This is a genomic window from Aquirufa ecclesiirivi (assembly GCF_011250515.1).
In the GTDB taxonomy this organism is placed as follows: domain Bacteria; phylum Bacteroidota; class Bacteroidia; order Cytophagales; family Spirosomataceae; genus Aquirufa; species Aquirufa ecclesiirivi.
The window spans coordinates 112,998-135,755 of the sequence record NZ_JAANOP010000003.1 but is presented as its reverse complement, the minus strand read 5'-3'; the positions used below and the strand labels follow the sequence as shown (position 1 = coordinate 135,755).

Here is a 22,758-nt window from a genome sequence, read left to right as displayed (position 1 = left end):
GCGTTGGGAAAACGATTTTATTTTGACTTTATTTTATCACTTATTTCAATTATCAATAACCTGATACTCAAAGGGGGTATTCCATATTTTTGTTAATAATTTTATCAATAAACAGATAAAATCGACCATCAAGCAAGATGGGAAGATAATAGCTAGGTTTAATTCAATTTGAACTTGATACTTTTACAAAAAATAAAGCCAGCTATGAGATATTTCCTGATTTTAGTCACTGCATTTTCTTTAGGAATTTCCTGTAAAAATGCATCTGAAAATATTACTCCTACATCTAGTGCAGTCGTCCCCGAAGTGTATTCAAAAATTTATGGAGCTACGTCCATTACGAATGATGGGACTTATATTACCATAAAAACAACGGGTGTTCCTGATCATAAAAGTGCCTATTTTGCTAGCACAAGTGCACAATATGAAGCATTCACAGGAAAAACATTTGGGGGCAATAATTTTGCTAAAAACCCCAATGCAATTTCTGCCCAATCATTTACCTTTAAAATACCTGTTAATCCAAAAGTTGACGCTGCGCATAAAGCCACACCACTAGGTCCCATTGGAGTGGCACTGAACGGTGTTCCCTTATTTAATCAATATGCAGGACCTAGTCAGCCTTTGACGAATGAGGTAAATGGTTTTGATCAATATTGGGGCCATCCTCAACAAACGGGCTCGTATCATTACCATGTCGAACCCTTATATTTAACTCAAGTAAAGCTTAGTAAATCATCTTTACTAGGATTTTTGCTGGATGGATTTCCAGTTTATGGGCCTGAAGAAGGTGGCCAAATAGTACAAAATGCGTCTTTGGATACCTATCATGGACATTCTCATAGCACGACAGAATATCCCAATGGTATTTATCACTATCATATCACCAATTCTGATCCTTATATCAATGGAAGTGGATTTTACGGAAGTGCGGGTACTGTTTCTCAGTAGTATCTTAGCCTTTTTTCTTTTAAACTGTCAACCTAAAGAAGAAACCCAAGTTAATGCTACACAAGTGAAAGCCACTTGGGTGGCAGGAAGGATGACTGTGGCTGATGAGATTTTTTCAGGTACATTATTTCGAATATTTCCTAATTCCAATGATACGGCTAGCATCGAACATTATGATAAGGGCTTGGAAGATGGAATTTGGAGAAAATATTATCCTTCGGGACATTTATTTGAAATTCGAACATATGATCAAGGGAAGAAAACGGGGACTTATGAAGCGTGGTGGGATAATGGGAGGAGAATGCGAGTCTTTGAGTTTGAGAATGATGAATATCAAGGACTTTGTCAGGAATGGAATCAAGGAGGACAATTAATCAAAGAAATGCATTATGAAAAAGGACATGAGCAAGGAGCTCAAAAAATGTTTTACGATAATGGGAAAATTAGATCCAATTACTTGGTTTTGGAAGGCCGACGTTATGGGCTTTTGGGAACTAAAAACTGTCGAAATATTTCTGAGAAGGTCTTTAGCAAGTAGTTTTTTGGCTATTGCTATGGCTTGTCAAAGTGGAGATCAAGTTTCAAGCATTCCTTATTATGATAGCCCTGATTTTAGTCCCCACTTTTTAGATAAAATAGAGGCAAAAAGCAAAATCAAGCATCATATTGATCATTTTTATTTAAAAGACCAACATGGCAAAACTTTTTCACAGGACAATGTCAAAGGGAAAATCCATTTAGCTCAATTTATTTTCACCCGTTGTGGGAATATTTGTCCTGAAATGATTTCTCAAATGAAGATTGTTGCCAAAAAATTCAGTACCAATCCTCAAGTTGAATTGTTGTCCTATTCTGTTACTCCATGGATAGATGATGTGCCAACTTTAAAGAAATTTGCTGAAGAGAAGAAGATAGAAGCACCGAATTGGCATTTACTAACAGGCTCTAAGTCAGTCATTTATAATCTAGCTAGGAAGTCCTATTTTGCGGAAGAAGAACTGGGCTATACCAAAGACAGTACAGAGTTTCTACATACCGAGCACATGATTTTAGTAGATCGTGAGGGAAGAATTCGAGGAATCTATAATGGTACTTTACCTTTGGAAGCCGAGCAATGCGTCAAGGATATGGAGAAGTTATTGGCCGAAAATTAAAATTCTGTTGATTTACAGGGACAATGGTCCGTTTATTTGACAAATTTTATTTCCTTTGGACTAATAAACCTATTTAAATGATCGGCCAAGAATTTAGGAATGCCTTGCGCATGGGTAATCCTCTCTATGGAACACTCTTGACCTCCACTTCACCTAAAAGTTTCGATGTTGTATTGAGCTTGCACCTGGACTTTGTCTTTTTGTGTGCTGAGCATGTGGCTTATAATCCAGAAACATTGAGTTGGATGTGTCGCGCTTTTAAAGCGGCAGGCATTAATCCTGTAGTTCGTATTTTAGAACCTAGTCCATATTTGGCTACCCAAGCTTTAGATGCAGGCGCAGGAGCTATTCTGGTTCCTTATGTAGAAGATGTAGAAGAAGTTCTAGCACTTGTTGGAGCGGTTAAATACCGTCCACTGAAAGGTAAAAAATTAGCCAAAATATTACATGGTGAAGAAAAGCCCTCTGCTGAGTTAGCGCAATATCTGCAACAACACAATCGCAATAATTCCTTATTACTCAATATTGAGAGTGAATCTGCCGTTCAAAATTTATCCAATTTTGCTCAAATTACTTCCACGGATGGACCAGGCGTAGATGGTTTTGTTATTGGGCCTCATGATTTATCCACGTCCTTTGAGATGCCTGAAAAGTATCGTTCTCCTGAATTTATTACTTTGACAACTACCCTAATCAAACAGGCGAAAGACATGGGTGTGGCTGTGGGTGGACACACAGGTTACCGTGGTAGCTTAGAATTACAAAAAGATTGGGTTAAAGCAGGAGCAAATATTATTTTGCACTGCTCGGATATGCTCTTGTTTGCCGATAAATTACAAGCCGATTTGAATGAGCTTCGATTGATTCAAGGTGCTAAGCAAATAACTCAATTTAAACCAGAAAGTATTTAATTGACCCAATTTCAGTATTATATCTAAACCTTTTCCATAAAAACTATGAAAATTATTCATTTTCGAAATCTTCTCTTTGCCCTTATTTTACTCCTTCATCATGGAGTATTTTCTCAAATTATAGATTTATCCAAAGCGAGTATCCTAGCCTCTTCTAGTATAGCTACACCATTTAAAGAGAAAATGATAGCTGTCCTGCAGGAAGAAATTGCCCTTAAAACCAATTTAAAAATAAGTACTAGTCCCAATGGAAAATCTCCATTATTGGTATTGGCTCTCCAAAATAGTCAGCTTGTCAATACCTATCCATTGCCTACTTTGACCCAAGATCATGCTTCATCTCTTCAAAAGGAAGGGTTTCGCCTGATACACCAACAAGTGGCTGGAAAAGATTTGCTTTGGTTTATTGGTACAGATCAACGAGGATTATTGTTTGCCATTGGAGAGTTTTTGCGAACTGCAGATTTGAGTAAACAGAAAATTCTATTTGATAAAAAGTTTGAAAAATCAAGTGCCCCTATGTATGCCATTCGGGGTCATCAAATTGGCTATCGCAATACAGCCAATTCATGGGATGCCTGGGATTTCAAGCAGTTTGAACGTTATTTTAGGGAATTGGCATTCTTTGGGACCAATGCCATTGAAAATATCCCATTTCAAGATGGGGCAGCTAGTCCACACATGAAAATCAATCGGGAAGAAATGCACATCAAAATGAGTCAGATGTGTCAGAAATACGATTTGGATTATTGGGTTTGGACTCCAGCGGATGTGGATTTAGCCGATCCAATCAAATTTCAAGAGGAACTCAAAGCACATGTTGATTTTTATAAAAATTGTCCCCGATTAGATGGGGTCTTTTTTCCAGGTGGTGACCCAGGGGAGAACCATCCAAAATATGTATTACCATTTCTAAAGGCAGTAGCAGCAGAATTGAAAAAGTACCATCCTAAGGCTGGAGTATGGTTGTCTTTACAAGGTTTTAGTGATGAAGAAGTAAATTACTTTTATGGATATTTGGATCAAAACAAACCGGATTGGTTTACGGGTATTGTCACAGGACCAAGTAGTCCAGATTTGGCAGCTACTCGTTTTAGATTAGATAAAAAATATAAACATCGCCACTATCCAGATTTAACACATACGGTACGTTGTCAATACCCCACGGAGAATTGGGATCAGGCATTCGCCTTGACAGAGGGTAGAGAGGTGACCAATCCTCAACCAGCTTACTATGCCAAAATACATAACCGTTTTGCCCCATTTACGGATGGGTTTATATCTTATTCCGATGGAGTTCATGATGATGTCAACAAAGTGATTTGGAGTCAAATGGCTTGGAATACAGAAAAAGATGTTCGTCAAGTGATGGTGGAATATGCCCGATATTTCTTTGGAAATTTGGTGGCTGAAGCTGCTGCAGATGGCATTTTGGCATTGGAAAGAAACTGGGTAGGGGCGATTGAAGAAAACGGGGGTATAGAAACGACTTTTGCTTTTTGGCAAAATCTAGAAAAGTCTCATCCTGAATTAAAAGGAAATTGGCGTTGGCAACAATTAGTGATGCGTGCCTATTATGATACTTTCATTAAAAGAAGAAAAATGTATGAGCAAGGATTGGAGAAAGAAGCCAATGCAATTTTAAGTCAAACTTCTATTTTGGGCTCAGAAAAGGCAATGACTTTGGCTTTGGAAAAAGTCAATCAAGCAGATCTAAAACCTACCGCTCCAGAATTAAGACAAAAGGTGGTGGACTATTGTGAGGCTTTATTTCAATCGATTGGTTTGCAAACTAGTGTTCCTAAGTTTAAGGCCAGTGGAGCTGAGCGGGGTGCTATTTTAGATTTCATCGATTATCCATTGAATAACCGTTGGTGGTTGAAGGATGAATTTGAAAAGATTCGGAAAATGACGGATGAAAAGTTGAAATTGGAACGTTTACAGATCATAGCCACCTGGGAAAATCCGGGTAAAGGAAGTTTTTATGATAATATATCGGATCAGTTAAAAGGTCCTCGTGTGAAAACAAGGACGGAAGATGCCACCGATGTGGCTTGGTGGGATAATGGTTTAAGCAGAAGGCGTTTGTCAACTCAATTATTTCAAAATTTCCCGAAATTAGAATATGCCGATTTGGATCCTAATGGTTCTTATACGGTACGTATTTCTGGTCAAGGTGAAGCACTTTTACGCGTAGACGGAGAGAGAGTTCGTCCTGTAGTATACCACAAAGGAGTGGAGGAGTTTAAAGAATTTCAATTGAATCCAAAATTCATCAGTGATGGTAAAATTTCCATTTCTTTTGATGAGCCTGAAGAGTCACATTTAAATTGGCGACTACATTCTAAAGTTTTTGATATTTGGTTATTGAAAAAATAGCAAGATAAAAAGACCCTCCATAAGAGGGTCTTTTTCTTGTCATACAGCGTACACAACTAAATAAATACTTGAAACTGTAGGGTTAAACTATTCAAACGATTGCCAGCATTGACTTCCCCTTGATTGACTTGATAAGTGGGTCTACTTTGGTAATCTAAACTTAATTTCGACTTATGTCCTTGAATGAAATAGTTCAAACCTGCATTGAATGTAGTTGTTGAATTATTTCCTAAACGCTCATATGTAGCAAACGTGGCTGATACATAGGGCATCAATCGATTGGATAAATTCCCTTGGTTTGAAGGAAGTAAATATCCAATTTGGGTATACACAACGGAGCCTGTCCCAAACATCGGATAGCTGTTTCCATAAACAGGGCCTTGTCCTGAGAGGGAATTTGACGCATTTAACGTAGTCCCAGTAGCAGGGTTCATCGAGCCATTGTATCGCAAATAATTGTTACCATAATGGGTGTTGAAATACCCTGCATACGCAGAAAGTGCAGCATGATTTTGTAAGGGAATATCAACAAAGCTCTCTATGGCTACATGTTTCATATCTTGGTATAAAGTATCACCTTGGGCTGATTTTTGCCACATAGCATGAGGTTGATAAGCTCCTCCAATGGCCACATTTACAATTTTCTTTGCGCCCAAATAGGTTCCTGTCATGTAAGGAGTGGTATGATTTTCTTGTTCAAAGAATTGATAGATCAAATAACCTTGCTGTTGTAATGAATGACCTTTTTGCGAAAAATTAGCAAAGCTAGAACTGATGGAAGGAGGAGTTTGTCCATTGGAAGTGATGGGAAATGGGTCACTTAAAATATATCGATAATCCCAATGACCTATTTGTCCGCGGGCATATATACTTAGCTTTCTAGAAAACTGATCAATTTGATCTACTGTAGTTTGGGCAAATACCGGCACGTCCATCGTCATGATGGTCCCAATGCTGGGTTGAGAAAAGCGAGAAATTCCTGAGATGATACTCAAACCGCCCCCAATTTTCAATTGATTTCCTGAGGATACACGGTATTCACCTAAAGCATCATGGAAAAACGGTGCAATTTTACGATTGCCCATGGCATTGTATTGGGCATTAAAATTATTCTGACCAAATTGAAAATATATAAAAGTACGGTCCGTTATTTGCCCGAATAATTGCATCCTTGTTCTTCTCAATCCAATATCAAAAGATTGATTTTGTAGACTTCCATTGACAGTTGTTCCTGGATTATTGTCATTGAACCTAAACCATGCTTGATTTAAGAAAGTTACTTGAAAATAACGTGATCCTGATTCATTGAGCTTTAATTTAAGTGCTTCTAAATCAGGTGTTTTTTGTGCTAAGGTATTAAAGCAGGTAAGCAAGCTCACCCACAAAATGATGTTTTTTTTCATGGCGGAAATTGATTTTAGAATGGATTTTTCCATTCAACATGTATGAAATTGATAATTAACGTGTTTTTTGAAAGCTAGAAGCGATTCTATATTCGGTAATTACCATGTTGCTTGAATAAAGCAATGAAACGAGATTTGATAATCGCAAATTTGTCGGATAAAGAAACCAGAATTGGAGCTTCCGAAGCATAGTAAGCAAAAGAAACATGCTTATGGGGAAGAATTGAGGAAGCGGAATCTTGCTCTTCTTGTAGGTCTTCTGATATTTCTTCCTCCTCTACAGCAATCAGGTATTGAGTCTTGCTAGTTGAGCTTTGGCTAAATTTGGATTTTACAAAGTTTGTGTGAGTATGTGCAAAAGCATTTTTACCTACGATGCTTAAGACTATCGTGGAAAAAATGACCAGAAAAATTTTCATTTTCTTATTTGACATGGCCCAAAATTGCATTTGGAATTTGAATAAATCAAATAACTGTCAATTTTTTGAATTATAATATTAGCATAACCTTAGGATTTTTTAAGGATGATTATTCATTTCGAATGAAAAAACTTCCTGAATTCATTTCCTGTGCCATTTCTTCAATGCTTTGATGTTCAAACAAAGTAACAAAGTCCTCTCGAATAGGTTTGTATTGATCATGCATGGGACATGGATTTTTTTCTGAGCAGCGATTTAATCCTAATACACATTTATCAAATAAATCTCCTTCTCCCATCACTTCCACGATGGATTTGACCGATTTTTGCTTAGCCGCATCCGTGATATAAAATCCACCATTGGGACCCCTGACCGAACTGATGACTTGATTGTGTAAAGTTAGTTTTTGCAAGATTTTTGCCGTGAAAAACTGTGGCGAATGTATTGCTTCGGCAATTTCCGCTAAGCCCAACTTCTCTTGTTCCGAACTTTTTTGAGCAATAAATATCACTGCCCGTAAAGCATATTCCGTCGCTTTTGAAAACATATTTCCCTCTTTGAACACCCAATTTAGTAAATAAAATCCAGCAATAATGTTGTTAGGGAGAGCATTTGAATAGACTAAAATAAATTATCAAAACAATAAAGGATAAGTTTGTCCTTTATTGTATATTTGTATTCATCATTCACCAAAACACAAATCAACATATGCCTACCATACAAGAATATACCCTAGTAGTTCCAGAATTAGAACCTAGGTTAAAGCATTCCACCATTTTTGCCCACTTTGATAAAATAGGAGAGGGAGAATCTTTTTTGATTCAAAATGATCATGATCCTAAACCTTTATATTATCAATTGTTGGCAGAGAGGGGAAATCAATTTACATTCGATTATATCGAAAATGGCCCTGAAGTCTGGTTGATTCGAATCAAAAAAAATGCTAGGTCAAAGGAGGTAATAACTTTGGGAGAATTAGTCAATCAAGACTTTAGATTAGCTTCTTTTTTCTCCAAACTTGGTTTGGATTTTTGTTGTGGCGGTAAGAAGACCTTGAAGCAAGCCTGCACCGAGAAATCATTGGACTATTTGGATGTCCTATTTAAAATGGAGGAATTCAAAGGAAGTAGCCAAGCTGCGAAAGTTCCTTACCAAGATTGGTCATTGGATTTTTTAGTGGATTACATTGTCAATACGCATCATCAATATGTAAGAAAAAATTTGCCTGATATTCAGCTATTTGCGGCAAAAGTAATGCAGGTGCATGGGGATAAGCATCCTGAATTAGTTCAAGTACATCAGCTGGTAGAGGAGATCGCGGAAGAATTAACGATGCACATGATGAAAGAAGAGCAAGTGCTTTTCCCATTTATTAAAGCATTGACCCTAGCTGAAAAGACTCAGAAAAAAGTTACTCCAGTTCATTTCGGGACAGTAAGAAATCCTATTCATATGATGGAAATGGAGCATGAGCAAGTAGGCCAAAATTTCGCAGAAATACGTCAACTAACGCATAATTATCAATTACCTGTAGATGCCTGTGGTACATATACGGTACTATTTCAAATGCTTCATGCTTTTGAAGAAGATTTACATGTGCATATACATTTGGAAAATAATGTCCTTTTCCCTCAATCGTTGGAATTAGAAAAACGTTTAGTTCAATAATATGCAACAAGGCAAAAAGTTTCTTAGTGATTTGAAATTGTATTCAGATTACTACAAATGGTTGGAACCTCTAGGACGCTATGAGCGCTGGGAAGAGGCCTGTGAAAGTATCATGGATGGTCATCGAAAACAATATAGTGCGTATTTAGATGAGTTGGAACCCTATTTGGAATCGGCATTGGAAAGTATGCAAAACCAAACGGTTCTAGCTTCTCAGCGAAATTTACAGTTTCGATTCGAGCAAATTCAGCAACATAATACCCGGATGTACAACTGTACCTCAGGGTATATAGCCCGAAACCGAATATTTCAAGAGATTTTCTATTTGGGATTGTCGGGTTGTGGATTTGGTGGCGGATTGCTTATCCCCATGGTGGACCATCTGAGTAGGATTCAAAAGCGGATCAAAGGCACAAAGACCTTTGTGGTTGAAGACAACATTGAAGGATGGGCAGATGCCTTAGGTGCACTTATGTCATCCTATTTTGTGGATAAACAGCCATTTCCCGAATTGGCAGGTTTTGACTTGAAATTTGATTACTCTCAAATTCGGCCCAAAGGGGCATATATCAAGGGTGGTTATAAAGCACCAGGTTCGGAAGGCTTGAAACAATCCTTAGAAAAAATAGAAGACCTCTTAGAAAAATGGATCAGTACGGAAGGCGAGAAAATTCGCCCTATTTTAGCCTTTGATATCATTTGTCATGCCTCTGATGCTGTACTTTCTGGAGGTGTACGTCGGTCAGCCTTAAACATGATTGTGGATCCTAATGATCAGGAAATGATTCATGCCAAAACGGGAAACTGGCGACAAGAAAATCCTCAAAGAGGAAGGAGTAATAATTCAGTTATTTTGTTGCGAAATCAAGTTCAACGTGAGCAATTTGATTATTTGGTATCGCTCAATGATGGAGCCAATGACATTGGATTTGTATTTGCCAATAGCTGGTTTGATATGTTTAATCCTTGTTTTGAAATAGTAAAAATCCCTATACTTTTTAGGACGGATTTTTCTCAAATCGCATATGAAGAAGTTAGCGATTTTATTGCGCTACATCAAGATAAATTGGGGATTCAAGGATGTAATTTATGTGAAATCAATGCAGAAAAGTGTGATACAGAGGAGGCTTTTTTTCGGGCCTGTATGGATGCCGCTATCTTGGGGACTTTACAAGCAGGCTATACGTCTTTTCCTTATTTGGGGTCAGTTTCAGAGCAAATTTTCCAAAGAGAAGCCTTATTAGGAGTTAGTATCACAGGCTGGATGAACAATACCTTTTTGTTCAATGCGCCCATGCTACAGCAGGGAGCTCAGGTAGTGAAAGATACCAATCGGGTATTGGCAGAAATCATTGGAATAAATCCTGCGGCTAGAACAACCTGTGTGAAACCCTCCGGAAATGCATCCGTGGTTTTGGGTACTGCCAGTGGAATTCATCCAGAGCATGCTGAAAAGTACTTTAGAATCATGCAGTTGAATAAGGAAAGCACCACTGCCAATTGGTTAGTAGAAAACATGCCTTTTCTTTTGGAAGAAAGTGTTTGGTCCAATACCAAAAGTGATTTTGTGGTTTTTGTGCCTATTTTGAATCCTCCAGGAGGCTTATTTAAGAAGGATATGAAGGGTGTTAAGCATTTGGAAATGATTCAGTTGGTACAAGAAAACTGGGTTAATGCAGGAACGAATCGGGAATTATGTGCCTATCCACATGTGAATCATAATACAAGTTGTACTGTAATTATGGACAATAAGGAAGAAATTATTGCTCATATCTGGCAGCATCGTGATTCTTTTACGGCAGTTAGTTTTATTTCAGATTATGGAGATAAGGATTTTAACCAAGCGCCATTTACATCAGTGATGGAGTTGGAGGAATTAGTTCAGCTATATGGTAAAGGTGCCATCTTTGCTTCTGGATTGATCGTAGACGGATTGCACTATTTTGAAAATAATTTATGGCATGCTTGTGACCTATTGCTTGATCCATCTATGGCTTTGACAGGTACTCGAGAACAAGTTTTATTGCGAAAATATTGGTTGAATCGAGCCAATAAATTTGCAAAAAACTATTTTAATGGCGATCTAAAACAAATGATTTATTGCATCAAAGATGTTCATTTGTTTCACAAGTGGGAAACCGTTACGAGAGAATTTAAAGAGGTGAATTTTGGTGAGATTTTAGATCAACCACAATACAAGGATATAAGAGAAACGGCTTCTATGGCTTGTAGTGGTGGTTCATGTGAAATTACACATATGTAGATAAACTCATTAAGGGATTTTAAACTGAATCCCTTAATGAATTAAAAATCATTAATAGGCACTCCAACCACCATCTACCGTTAAAATATGTGCATTCACAAAGCTGGAATCATCACTAGCTAAAAACAAAGCCGCTTGAGCAATCTCAAAAGCTTCACCGGTTCTAGGATTTAGTGCCATGCCCGTCATGATTCGATCATTGACGAGTGGGGTAATTTTGGTCATATCTATGGTCTCACTAATGCTAGTATTGACGGCACCTGGGGCAATTCCATTGCAACGAATCCCAGATTTACTGTACATATAGCCTGTACTTTTCGTAAGTCCTACCAAGGCATGTTTACTGGATGTATATACCGCACCAGCGACTCCTCCTTTTAAGCCCCCAATGGAACATACATTGATGATATTTCCTTTTCCCTTGGCTAAAAATATCTTCACAGCACTTCTCATGGCCTTAAATGGTCCTTCGAAATTGATTTTCATGACTTTCTCTAATAGACTATTTTCCACTTCTCCCGCTGCTTGAAAATTGTCCATGATTCCTGCATTATTGACTAATATGTCTAAGGTTCCGTAGATAGAAACAGCTGAGTTAATAAGATTATCTATATCAGATTCAATACCCATATTGGCAAGCACCGTCGTAATTTCTCCACCGGTAGATTTTACATCTTTAGATAATTCGTCTAGTCGAATTGGATTGATATCACCTGCAACGACTTTTGCTCCTTGCTCGGCAAATAGTAAAGCAATGGCTTTCCCCATTCCGGCCCCAGCCCCGGTGATAATGACAACTTTATTTTCTAGCTTTTTCATGTGAATTGATTTTAAGAAAATTACTTAATAATAGGGTGAAAACTTGTGTAAGTTGGCAAGTAATGATGAAAAAAATCATGATTTTGCTTAGGTTTTTTCCCAACGCTGGCAAGGTTTGGAACCTTGACAGCGTTACAACGAATGGCAATTAATCTTTGTTGTCCAATAACTCGATAAAGAATTATTTGATACATTCGTACCATCTAGTCTACCTCAAAATAGCCTCTTTATGACCATAGAAAAAAAACTATTTTCAGAGACTCAAAAGTTTAACCAGTGGTGGCTTTGGGTAATTTTAATTGGTTTTTGTGCTTATTTTTTGTGGGGAGCATATAAACAACTATTTCAGGGAATTGCTTTCGGGGATAATCCGATGAGTAATGAGGGGTTGTTGATTACTAGTTTCATTTTTGCTGCTATCCTTTTATTCTTCTTGAATGTTAAATTAGAAACCTATATTCAATCCAATGGGGTTTATGTCCGTTTCTTTCCTTTTCATTTTACATTCCAGTATTATTCATTTGAAGAATTGAATAAAGTCTACGTTAGAAAATATGCTCCTCTTTGGGAATATGGAGGTTGGGGACTTCGGTATGGAATGTTTGGGAGAGGAAAAGCATTTAATGTCTCAGGAAATCAAGGTTTGCAATTGGAGTTTAAGGATGGGAGTAATTTGTTGATCGGCACCCAAAAACCAATTGAAATCGCTGAGGTATTGACTCTTTTAGGAAAGAGTTAAATTTTAATTTCTTTAAAATGGTTTTTTTCTACTTTGTTTAATAGGTCTTATAGGGCAGTCTGAATACATTTTTTGGCTTCAGTGAATTTCTTTCGTATTATTAAGCCATGAAAACTTCTATCAACAATTTAACTTCTCGTTTAAGCCAACTCGTAATTGGTTTAAGCCTTATGGCCACACCTTTGTTGGCCCAACAAAATAATCATTCCTCTACCGTTAATGCCATCGTAAAAGAGGCAACAGAGAATTCTCAACTTAAGCGCATGGCGCATGAACTCATTGATGGAATTGGTCCCCGTTTAGTGGGCTCAACTAAAATGCTTCAAGCTAGCGATTGGGCCATGAATCAATACAAACAATGGGGGATTGATGCTCGAAGAGAAAATTACGGAACTTGGCGCGGATGGGACAGAGGTATTTCGTCCATCGATATGGTTTCTCCATGGATCAAATCTTTAGAAGGAACCCAATTGGCCTTTAGCCCAGCTACCAAAAAACCGAAAACGGGTGAAACGATCATTTTAGCCGATGTGGCCGATTCTGTCGCTTTTAAAGCTTGGTTGCCTCAGGTAAAAGGAAAATTTGTTTTAATTTCTATGCCTCAATTGACTGGCCGACCCGATTATAATTGGCAAGAATTTGCTCAAAAGGAATCTTTTGAAGCAATGAAAAAAGAGCGAGATGCTCAGACAGAGGCTTGGAGAAAACGTATATCCAAGACGGGGCTCACCAACGCCAAACTAGCTCTAGCTTTGGAAGAAGCAGGGGCTTTGGGAATTGTTTCAAGTACCTGGTCCAATGGCTTTGGCGTAAATAAAATATTTGCTGCTTTTACTAGGAAAATCCCTACTGTTAGTGTTGCCTTAGAAGATTATGGTCTTTTATACCGTTTAACAGAATCAGGTAATCAACCCAAGATTACGGTCAATACCCTGTCCAAAGAATTAGGAACTGTTCCAACCTTTAATACACATGCTGAAATCAAAGGGATAGAAAAACCCAATGAATATGTCATGCTCTCTGCCCACTTGGATTCTTGGGATGGAGCTACCGGGGCTACCGATAATGGTACAGGAACCTTAGTGATGTTGGAAGCAATGCGCATTTTGAAAAAGGTTTACCCCAATCCTAAAAGGACCATTTTAGTGGGTCATTGGGGAAGTGAGGAACAAGGTTTAAATGGTTCAAGGGCCTTTGTGGAAGATCATCCAGAAATAGTAGCCAATTTACAAGCCTTATTTAATCAAGACAATGGAACGGGTCGTGTCGTGAATTTGGGTGGTTCTGGTTTTGCCAAAGCTAAAGATTACCTGACTAAATGGTTAGCAGCTACACCAGATACCATCAAAAATCGAATTAAAACAAATTTCCCAGGTACTCCAGGTGGGGGAGGTTCAGACTTTGCTTCTTTTGTGGCAGTAGGAACGACAGGATTCAATTTAAGCTCTTTGAGCTGGTCCTATGGGGCATATACTTGGCATACCAACCGAGACACGTATGATAAAATTATCTTTGATGATATCCAAAGTAATGCCATCTTGACTGCCATTATGGTCTATATGGCTTGTGAAGAACCAGAGAAAATTTCTACCGAAAAAGCGGATTTACCTACGGGTCAAAAGTGGCCTAGCCAAGTGAAATCAAAGCGGAGCGGTGGAACGAATTAATACATTTGACCTAAATATTGGAAAACATGAAACAAGTGAAAATAAAGTTAGTAGCAATTTTTCTGCTTTTATTGAATAGTATACCATTTGTATTTGCTAAATCAGATTGGAAAGAAAAGGACCAATTTCATGAAGTAATGAGTCAAACATTTCATCCGGCAGAAGAAGGGAATTTTAAGCCAATTCGTGCAAGAAGTGAGGAAATGCTAACAAAAGCTTTAGCTTGGCAGAAATCTTCAATTCCTAAAGAATTCAAAAAGCAAAAGGATATTCAGCTTCAATTAGATAAATTAGCCATGGGCGTTAAATCTCTTAGGAATAAAATCCAACAAGGAGTAAATGATGATGTAATAAAGGCTGATTTGGTCGCTTTACATGATGTTTTCCATGAAATCGTAGGCCTTTGTAAAGAGTAATTACGTTGAACATAAACCTGTTACCATGAAAAAATTACCGATTCTTTTAGGTTTGTTATTGTCTGTTTTCTTAGCATTTGCCCAGCCAACAGAAAAGCAAATCAAAGTTCAAGTATCAGCAGATCATCCTGATTGGTTATATAAACCTGGTGAAAAAGTCACCTTTTCGGTACTAGTTTCCAAAAATGGTAGCCCCATTCCTCAAGCCAAAGTTCGCTATGAGATTGGGCCAGAGAAACAAGAATCATGGAAAAAAGATACGCAGATTTTAGCCAATGGCTCTTTGCAATTAGATGGAGGAACTTTGTCTGGGGCAGGTTTTCTACGTTGTATCGTCATTGCAGAAGTAGATGGAAAGGAATACAGAAACCTAGCTACCGTTGGTTTTTCTCCCAATTTATTACAAGCCACCGTGGCGAATCCTTCTGATTTTGACACCTTTTGGGATAAGGCCAAACAAGATTTGGCCAAAATACCTTTGGATGCCAAAATGACTTTAATGCCTGAAAGATGTACTGAGAAAACCAATGTTTACCACCTTAATATTCAAAATTACAGAATAGGCGCTCGCTTATATGGCATTCTTTGTGTACCCAAAAAACCAGGAAAATATCCGGCTTTATTGCATGTGCCTGGAGCAGGTGTAAGACCTTATGCAGGCGATATTGCCAATGCTGAAAAAGGGATAATCACCCTTCAAATCGGTATTCATGGAATTCCTGTCAACCTGGATCCATCGGTTTATACGGATTTAGGAGCGGGTATTTTGAATGGTTATCCAACCTATAATATGGACGATAAAGACCGCTTTTTCTACAAACGTGTTTATGTTGGATGTGTCCGTGCCAATGATTTTTTAACTTCTTTGCCGCAATTTGACGGACAGAATTTAGGTGTTATGGGAGGTAGTCAGGGAGGAGCACTCTCCATCGTGACAGCTGCTTTAGACAATCGCGTTAAATTTTTAGGCGCTTATTATCCTGCTCTTTCCGATGTGACAGGGTACTTGTATAATCGTGCTGGAGGATGGCCACATTATTTTGACAAGAATGGTCGGGCAGTCAATGAAACCAAAACCAAATTGGAAACCATTGCCTATTTTGATGTGGTCAACTTTGCTCGTAGACTCAAGGTTCCAGGCTTTTATTCTTGGGGATTTAATGATGAAACTTGTCCACCTACCTCCATGTATGCAGCATATAATGTCATTTCTGCTCCTAAAGAATTGTATTTAGCTTTGGACACCGGACATTGGAATTACCCGGAGCAAGTAGAAAAGATGACGAATTGGTTAACCAATAATTTGATTAAATAATCTTTAGGATTTGCTTTTGACTTTAAATGACCAAGTCAATAAAAATTCTGCCACAATAATGCCTTCTTCATTTCTGGCGGTCGACTTGCAAATCATTTTAGTTCCTACGCCGCTTTCGATGGCTTCTTGGATGGTGTTCAGTATCGCTTCACCATCTTCGCAGCTAAACAAAATTGTTCCAGAGGCTTTCTTTACAAAGGAAGCCTCCATTTTTTCTACCAACATGCTGATGGCGGGTTTTCTTTCATAAACCTGAGAAAAAGCCAACATACCACAACTCATTTCAGCCGCCATGGCTTCTACTGCGAAATACATGGAATTAAACGGGTTTTGGTTAAACCACGACTTCTTCACTCGTACCACACAGCTTTTATCATCAAAATGATGAATATTCAATCCAGCCCAGAAAGCGGCAGATAAACGTTGAAGAATGAAAAACTTAAAGAGTATGGGATTTCGAATGATGCGTTGAAACTTGCCAAATGATGGATTCATAAAGTTGACTTGCTTATTTAATTCTGAATGAATTGGTTTTTTTCAAAGGTATTTCATTTTCGGTACAAATTTCAGCAGCCGAAGTTTGAACCCTGTTTAGTAAGGATGGATGAGTGTTTTTGGATTTCCCAACAGGTATTTCATATAAACCTTTCCCATTTTTGATAGCATCGTCCCAATGATAAAAAATGTCCCACCAATTTGTTATTTTTTGATTATTATAAGTCAATGGATGATTTAAACCGGGGATTGACTGCCACCAAAATATCAACCATTTCACTTGTGCATCCTGACTGTAATCTGTTGTCTGATTTCGACCATAATTTTTGTTGACGAAGGAATACGGATAAACAATGTTTTTCCAAAGATCCCGATTTACCTTTGTCGTTGTTCCTCCCGATGCTTGCCAATCTACAATATCACTGCTGACTAAATTCGTATTGTCATAATCGTAATCAACCGATGTATTGGGTGGGAAATGGGTCATGCCTACCCGATTTAAAGGTAAGCCAGTGGATGGCTTGATTCCCACAAAGTGATTTTTAAATAAGGCATTTCCAATAGCAGGCTTATGAACTAAATTTTCAATATAATTCATTTGAGCCTCTATCTGATGTCCTCGATTGTGCAAATTGGTATCAGCTCCACGGTGACCGGAGTTGCCATAAACGACATAAGTATGGTTGTATATGGGTAAATCATTTGGGAAATAATAGGAATTGGACACATCTCCGGTAATTGGACTGGACATGTTAGATTCTGGGAAATTATAATAAGTATTGGGGTCGTTGTAGGGAGAATTTACAACAGATGGGAATTTGTCTTTGACAAATGCATTGAACCAAATTTCTTTCACTTGATATTGGTTGACCAACGTATCCATCCCCAGTTTTTGAAATAGTTTTTGGTAATCAAACGTTTTTAAGCCAGTGATATAATTCGTGAACTCGACTTCATAGACATTGAAAAATTTGATGACCTGGAAGCCAGCATAGGGTTTGACCTCTTGAGAGGTAGTAAATTGTCGAAAGCGAGTTCCTTCTTCTATCCCAAATTTGGTTATTTTCAATTCACCCGTAAACCTATTTTTTGCTTCTTGCAAAGTCGAGTTCTTTAATTCCCAATAATCATCTGGGGCCAAATTCATATCTAAATTGATGCCATCTTGAGTGGGTAAAAAACTAATAACAACCACAGGAACAACGATGCTACTGGAACTCATGGGAGTTTTTAGAAATACATCAAAATCAGTGACATCTTCCACTGGACTGATGGTAATGGGGTAGGTCTGACTTAGATTGTCAAAATCTGTTTTCAGCTGAATTTGCCCACTTTTAATCGCCAAGAGGTTTTGATTTGTTAGTTTTGCCAAGAGGCTACCATTCTCTATGATGGAACTCGTAAACCCTTGTTCTATCACTTTCTTGGTGCCTGATTTATAAGTGACATCTAGCTTGATTGGGTAGTTTTGAGATACAAATAAACTCGTAGGTTTATGAATTAGATCCAATTTAACAGGGTAATCTGTCACAAATGTGGCTTTGACTTGTACAGCCTTATCTACACGAATTGAACTAGGATTGGACTCACTACTTACATCTCCGGTCCAGCCTTTAAATACCCATCCTTCCACTGGAGTAGCTTTTAATTGAACCAAGGTGCCTGAGGAATAGGGCGTGGAAGTTAGCGTGCTGATTACGGTTTCTTGTACAGTACCTTGTCCTTCTATTTCAATGCTCAAAGGGTAAGTTCTTTTTTCAAAATTTGCGGTGATCGTTTTGTCTGAATTCATATTCAAACTATATGGATTGGAGGTCCCCGAAATACTTCCGCTCCAATCTTTGAATAGGTATTCTGGAGCTGGATTTGCCAATAAAGAAATAATAGTACCTTGCTCAAAAGAACCTGTTGATGGACTTACGCTACCACCTACACTTGGAACAGCCACCACCGATAATCGATGCTCAATGGTTTCTTTGGAACATGAAAATAGAAATAGTGCTACAAGAAAGGAAATGACATGTTTCGGGCACATGGACGGAATGCCATTATAGCATTGTTAATGGAAGTGTCTTGTAAATATCCAATCATTTATTGAATGTTTACGGGTTTCTGACTATTATCATTAAATTACCAGTCTTGCTGGGGTTCAACTCATGGAGAGCCCAATCTGAGTACAATTAAATTAAAAACAAAAAACCCTATGAAACGAGTTATTAAAATCATTGCTTGGATTGTTTTTGGCTTGGTCATTAGCCTTTTTGCCTTATTAGCCTTGTTTATGTACAAAGTGCAGAATGGTTTCCCCGTGTCTTATGAGACAGAAAAACCTAATTTGAGCTTGGGGGCAAATCAACCAGCTATACTATTATTTTCAAAGACAACAGGCTTTCGACATGGTGAATCCATTGATGCATCGAAGCCTATTATTCAAGCTATGGCCAAGAAAAATGCTTGGACTGTTTTTGAGACAGAAGAGGGTGGTGTTTTTAATGAAGAGCAATTAGCCAAATTCAAGCTAGTCATATTCAATAATTCAACTGGTCGAGTATTGAATGATGAACAACAAGCGGCATTAGAAAAGTATGTGGAAAATGGAGGTTCGTTGATGGGAATTCATGGGGCAGGAGATAATTCGCATCATTGGGATTGGTATGTAGCCAATTTATTAGGTACTACTTTTTCTCATCATCCTTTAAATCCTCAATTTCAAAAAGCACAGGTTCAACTGGAGAAAAGTGCTGATTCAAGCTTTAAAGCTAGTCTTCCTGCTGCTTGGGTAGGAAATGACGAATGGTATGTCTTTTTTAATCAGCCTAAAGATGCCCAAGTAGTTTATTATATTGACGGAGAAAAGATTTTACCTAGTGGAAATATGCTTTGGATGAAAGATAAAAATTTTGGTATGGGAAAATATCATCCAGTGGCTTGGCACAAATGGGCGGGTAAAGGGAAAACGTTTTATACTTCCATGGGGCATTCTCAGGAAGTATGGGCAAATCCAGCTTTTTCTCAACTCATAGAACAAGGTATACGGTGGTCAATCTCTAAATAGTTGGCCTAGGTTCCAAAAAGCAAAACGGGCCAATCAAAGATTGACCCGTTTATGTATAATATCATTAACCTACAAAAATCTTATTGACCCATTTGCATACCATCTTGGTTCTGATTGTTGTTTCTCTTCATGCTGTTCATGTTAAATTGTCCAAAACGAATAGACAAAGTAAGACGAATCATTTGAGGGTTAGACAATCGATAGTATTTCTGAGAGAATCCTTCTCCGTATGAGTAACGTGTATTTCCTCTTGTTCTGAAAACATCATTAGCTGCTAAAGTCAAGGAAGCTAAATCGTTTTTTAAGAATGTTTTCTTGATGGCTAAATCTACGCCATAAAAAGGCTCAATATATCCCTGAGATGAACTTTGTGCTTGTCCCATCGGTCCACCACCGCCACCACCTTGGCCTTGGTTTTGTGAAATTGGCATATTGGTTTTTCCTTGATAATCCATGGAAAGCTGAATCGACCATTTTTTAGGCAATTGGAACGTGTTGTTTAGTTTACCAAATACGGTCCAAAGTCCATCCGTAATCTGTGCTTTTTCAATGTTAGCCGTATTAATCTTCGAATTGTACATGTTAATATTCGCTGTCAAGTCCCACCAATTTTGAAGTTTGTTGGTATAAGTTCCTTCAATACCAAAATTGATACTTGAATTAGCGTTTACAAACGTGTTAATTAAGTCTAGTTTACCACTGATCGGGTTGATTTCTTGACTTAAAAAACGAGTAATTAAATTATCTGTATACTTGTAATATCCTGATAATAAGAAGGTTGCTGACCCCTTTGTTTTGCTGTATGAAAGCTCACCTGAAGTCGTAAATTCGGGAACTAAGTCGGCATTTCCTCTCGTGATATTTAAGCTGTCGCTAAAGTCAACAAATGGTATAATCTGGAAGAAATTTGGACGACTCACACGTCGGGTAATGCTTAACTGCAATTGATCTGTTGGGGTTAAATCCTTTTTCAAGAAGATGGAAGGAAACAAGCTCAGAGGGAAACTATTGCTAAACTTTTGGTTTGTATTCAATAACTTACCGTCATAACTTGAACTCTCTGCTCTTAAACCAATTTTGTAAGATATTTTATTGACCGATTTTCCAGAAATGGATACATAAGCAGCATATACTCTATTTTGGTTTTCGTAATTGGTGGATGCTGATGGAATAGGTTTGTATACATCAGTACCAACCGCTTTCAAGGTGTTGTTATTTTCATTTACTAATTCAAACAACTGAGCTCTTACTCCCATTTCAATGGTACCTTCATTTTTCAAGGGTCTTACATAGTCTGTTTGGAAAGTCATGAATTTATTACTTCCTGAACCGATGTTTTTCTGAATTTGTGTACCAGTAATGATCCCATTGTTCAAATAGTTGGTAGTATATGTGGCATCGTTTTTATTCGTACCTCCAAAATAATTGAAGTCCATACTTAATTCTTCACCTGCTTTAGGATATGTGTGTTTGAAACCTAATTGTAAACCAGTTGGATTGAATTCCCTCGATGATTCAGATAAACGATTACTAAGCGTGGTAAAATTATTGACCATACTCGTAATTTTGATATCTTCTGTTGGAGAGAATTTTCCTCCACCACCAAAGAATCCAGCTAAGGTTAATGTAGTTCTGTTGGTTGCTGCGTAATCAACGCTGAATCGTGGAAAAAACATCGACCCTTTGTTTTTACTATTGATATCTTGGTATACGCTTGACTCTACGCCACCGATGTTGCTATTTCTTTGGCTATTTCCCTCGGTTACGTTTCTCATGTTCATCTTCATGCCCATCAAGGTCAAACTCCATTTATTTTGTTGATAACTGAAGTTACCCATGATGCTAGAACCACCAAAACGGTCAGCACTTAAGTTTAACATACCATTGTACCCATTCTTTTTGTTTTTCTTTAAGATGATATTGATGATACCTGCCATACTACCTGAAGCATCATATTTAGCGGAAGGGTTTGTGATAACTTCCACTTTTTCAATGATATCCGCAGGAATTTGATCCATACTTAAGCTGGTAGGTCTACCATCAATAAATAAAGTCGGGTTAGCATTTCTTACTTTCACATTTCCATCAATGTCCACTTGTACGGATGGAATGTTTCTCATAACGTCTACCGCTGTACCACCTGATGTAACTAAATTTTGACCTACATTAAATGATTTTTTATCAATGTCCATTTCCAATAGAGCTTTTGTAGAAGTGACCACTACGGCTTCTAATTCTTTGGAATCAGACAATAACTTGATGTTTCCTAGGTCTTTTTCAAATGCAGCCATCATTTTAGCCATAACTGCAGGATCGGGTGCTTGTCCAGGCTTGGGTGCTGAACTTGGATCCATTTTAGGCATTTCAAATTGTACAGGTGCTTCGTAATTTTTATATCCTACAAAACTGATTTTCAATTTTAAACGTACATTAACGGGTATCTCCTTGAAGTTGAAATCTCCATTTAGTTCCGCTTGTTGAGCTTTAACTAAAATGTCTTTGTTTTGCTTGGTAGCAGGATCAACCACCGTCTTAAGTAAAACGACAGAGGCAAATTCTACGGGTTTGCCTTGCTCATCGACTACCTTGCCAAATACGTGACCACGATTAAAGTTAGGTGCATTTCCGCCTGCACCAGCTGGTCCTTGTGCGAAACTGAAAAAAGAGATCAGTGCAATGATGGATGTAAAAATGAAATTTTTCATGGGTTGATTGTTAAATGTTTTGTCTACTTAGAGGGAATGTTTCTTGATAATTTCAGGGTAGAGCAGAATTCTTTGTTTTAAATTTTTATTTAGGGTTTAATTTTTGCTTGTCTTCTTTATAAATGTATCGCAAAGGTACATTGGGCTTTCTTGTTTGAAATTTTATTCTTCGCAGCTGGGAAATGTATCGATGAAAGATGAAATTGTTGAGAAAATAAAATTGGATTTGTACTAAATTTGGGTGTTAAAATCAAGGCGGGATTCATTTGTTTTTTTGTTATTTCAATCTTTTTTCAAGGAATATGATTTGAATGCAATTACGCATTCAATAGATTTTTGATTGGCAAAGGTAGGTATGAAAAATTGAACAATTTACTTACTGCCTAAAATTGTGTCCAG

19 protein-coding genes are annotated in these 22,758 nt (G+C 37.7%); 12 read left to right on the top strand and 7 right to left on the bottom strand.

The window, feature by feature from the left end; translation table 11 throughout:
- Window positions 1-204: 204 nt before the first annotated feature.
- From G9H65_RS05915 to G9H65_RS05895, 5 genes are all read left to right on the top strand, one after another.
- Window positions 205-951 (top strand): YHYH protein, encoded by a 747-nt coding sequence (locus tag G9H65_RS05915; RefSeq protein ID WP_166374426.1) that lies wholly within the window; start codon window positions 205-207, stop codon window positions 949-951.
- Window positions 908-1,489, top strand: a complete 582-nt coding sequence (locus G9H65_RS05910) for a toxin-antitoxin system YwqK family antitoxin (RefSeq protein WP_166374425.1) — start codon at window positions 908-910, stop codon at window positions 1,487-1,489. Before G9H65_RS05915 ends, G9H65_RS05910 begins: the two co-directional genes overlap by 44 nt.
- 16 nt (window positions 1,490-1,505) lie before the next feature.
- On the top strand, window positions 1,506-2,105 hold the full coding sequence (locus G9H65_RS05905) for an SCO family protein (RefSeq protein ID WP_166374424.1): 600 nt from the start codon (window positions 1,506-1,508) through the stop codon (window positions 2,103-2,105).
- 77 nt (window positions 2,106-2,182) lie between these two features.
- The gene (locus tag G9H65_RS05900) at window positions 2,183-3,016 is read left to right on the top strand and encodes an HpcH/HpaI aldolase family protein (RefSeq protein WP_166374423.1); all 834 of its coding nucleotides are present in this window, start codon (window positions 2,183-2,185) and stop codon (window positions 3,014-3,016) included.
- Between the two features lie 45 nt (window positions 3,017-3,061).
- Window positions 3,062-5,395 (top strand): hypothetical protein, encoded by a 2,334-nt coding sequence (locus tag G9H65_RS05895; RefSeq protein WP_166374422.1) that lies wholly within the window; start codon window positions 3,062-3,064, stop codon window positions 5,393-5,395.
- A 56-nt stretch (window positions 5,396-5,451) separates the two neighbouring features.
- Here G9H65_RS05895 and G9H65_RS05890 read toward each other — a convergent pair whose 3' ends face one another.
- From G9H65_RS05890 to G9H65_RS05880, 3 genes are all read right to left on the bottom strand, one after another.
- Window positions 5,452-6,798, bottom strand: coding sequence for a hypothetical protein (locus tag G9H65_RS05890; RefSeq protein ID WP_235927472.1), 1,347 nt, complete (start codon window positions 6,796-6,798; stop codon window positions 5,452-5,454).
- Window positions 6,799-6,884: 86 nt separating this feature from the next.
- Window positions 6,885-7,217 (bottom strand): hypothetical protein, encoded by a 333-nt coding sequence (locus G9H65_RS05885; RefSeq protein WP_166374420.1) that lies wholly within the window; start codon window positions 7,215-7,217, stop codon window positions 6,885-6,887.
- A 109-nt stretch (window positions 7,218-7,326) separates the two neighbouring features.
- Complete coding sequence (locus tag G9H65_RS05880; protein ID WP_166374419.1) at window positions 7,327-7,764, bottom strand: RrF2 family transcriptional regulator; 438 nt, start codon at window positions 7,762-7,764, stop codon at window positions 7,327-7,329.
- 161 nt (window positions 7,765-7,925) lie between these two features.
- Between G9H65_RS05880 and ric the strand changes: the two genes are divergently transcribed.
- Together ric and G9H65_RS05870 are read left to right on the top strand one after the other, a co-directional pair.
- Window positions 7,926-8,885, top strand: coding sequence for an iron-sulfur cluster repair di-iron protein (gene ric, locus G9H65_RS05875; protein WP_166374418.1), 960 nt, complete (start codon window positions 7,926-7,928; stop codon window positions 8,883-8,885).
- Window position 8,886: 1 nt separating this feature from the next.
- A complete protein-coding gene (locus tag G9H65_RS05870; protein ID WP_166374417.1) occupies window positions 8,887-11,148 on the top strand; it encodes a glycyl radical enzyme family protein in 2,262 nt (753 codons plus the stop codon).
- A gap of 51 nt (window positions 11,149-11,199) precedes the next feature.
- On the opposite strand, the gene G9H65_RS05865 is transcribed toward G9H65_RS05870, so the two are convergent.
- A complete protein-coding gene (locus tag G9H65_RS05865) occupies window positions 11,200-11,967 on the bottom strand; it encodes an SDR family oxidoreductase (RefSeq protein ID WP_166374416.1) in 768 nt (255 codons plus the stop codon).
- Window positions 11,968-12,196: 229 nt separating this feature from the next.
- Between G9H65_RS05865 and G9H65_RS05860 the strand changes: the two genes are divergently transcribed.
- The 4 genes from G9H65_RS05860 to G9H65_RS05845 all read left to right on the top strand — a co-directional run bounded on the left by G9H65_RS05860 (window position 12,197) and on the right by G9H65_RS05845 (window position 16,104).
- Window positions 12,197-12,706, top strand: coding sequence for a hypothetical protein (locus G9H65_RS05860; protein ID WP_166374415.1), 510 nt, complete (start codon window positions 12,197-12,199; stop codon window positions 12,704-12,706).
- A gap of 107 nt (window positions 12,707-12,813) precedes the next feature.
- Complete coding sequence (locus G9H65_RS05855; RefSeq protein ID WP_317164409.1) at window positions 12,814-14,373, top strand: M20/M25/M40 family metallo-hydrolase; 1,560 nt, start codon at window positions 12,814-12,816, stop codon at window positions 14,371-14,373.
- Window positions 14,374-14,399: 26 nt separating this feature from the next.
- On the top strand, window positions 14,400-14,789 hold the full coding sequence (locus G9H65_RS05850; RefSeq protein WP_166374414.1) for a hypothetical protein: 390 nt from the start codon (window positions 14,400-14,402) through the stop codon (window positions 14,787-14,789).
- Window positions 14,790-14,814: 25 nt separating this feature from the next.
- Window positions 14,815-16,104: an acetylxylan esterase gene (locus G9H65_RS05845; RefSeq protein ID WP_166374413.1), complete on the top strand. Its 1,290-nt coding sequence runs from the start codon at window positions 14,815-14,817 to the stop codon at window positions 16,102-16,104.
- Between the two features lie 3 nt (window positions 16,105-16,107).
- Here G9H65_RS05845 and G9H65_RS05840 read toward each other — a convergent pair whose 3' ends face one another.
- The gene (locus G9H65_RS05840; protein WP_166374412.1) at window positions 16,108-16,599 is read right to left on the bottom strand and encodes a PaaI family thioesterase; all 492 of its coding nucleotides are present in this window, start codon (window positions 16,597-16,599) and stop codon (window positions 16,108-16,110) included.
- A 13-nt stretch (window positions 16,600-16,612) separates the two neighbouring features.
- Window positions 16,613-18,634 carry an InlB B-repeat-containing protein gene (locus tag G9H65_RS05835; RefSeq protein ID WP_166374411.1) on the bottom strand — a complete coding sequence of 674 codons (2,022 nt, stop codon included), beginning with the start codon at window positions 18,632-18,634 and terminating at the stop codon, window positions 16,613-16,615.
- A gap of 168 nt (window positions 18,635-18,802) precedes the next feature.
- On the opposite strand from G9H65_RS05835, the gene G9H65_RS05830 reads away from it, so the two are divergent.
- Entirely contained in the window at window positions 18,803-19,654 is an 852-nt protein-coding gene (locus G9H65_RS05830) for a ThuA domain-containing protein (protein ID WP_166374410.1), read from the top strand.
- An 80-nt stretch (window positions 19,655-19,734) separates the two neighbouring features.
- Here G9H65_RS05830 and G9H65_RS05825 read toward each other — a convergent pair whose 3' ends face one another.
- Entirely contained in the window at window positions 19,735-22,359 is a 2,625-nt protein-coding gene (locus G9H65_RS05825; protein ID WP_166374409.1) for an outer membrane beta-barrel family protein, read from the bottom strand.
- Window positions 22,360-22,758 lie beyond the last annotated feature (399 nt).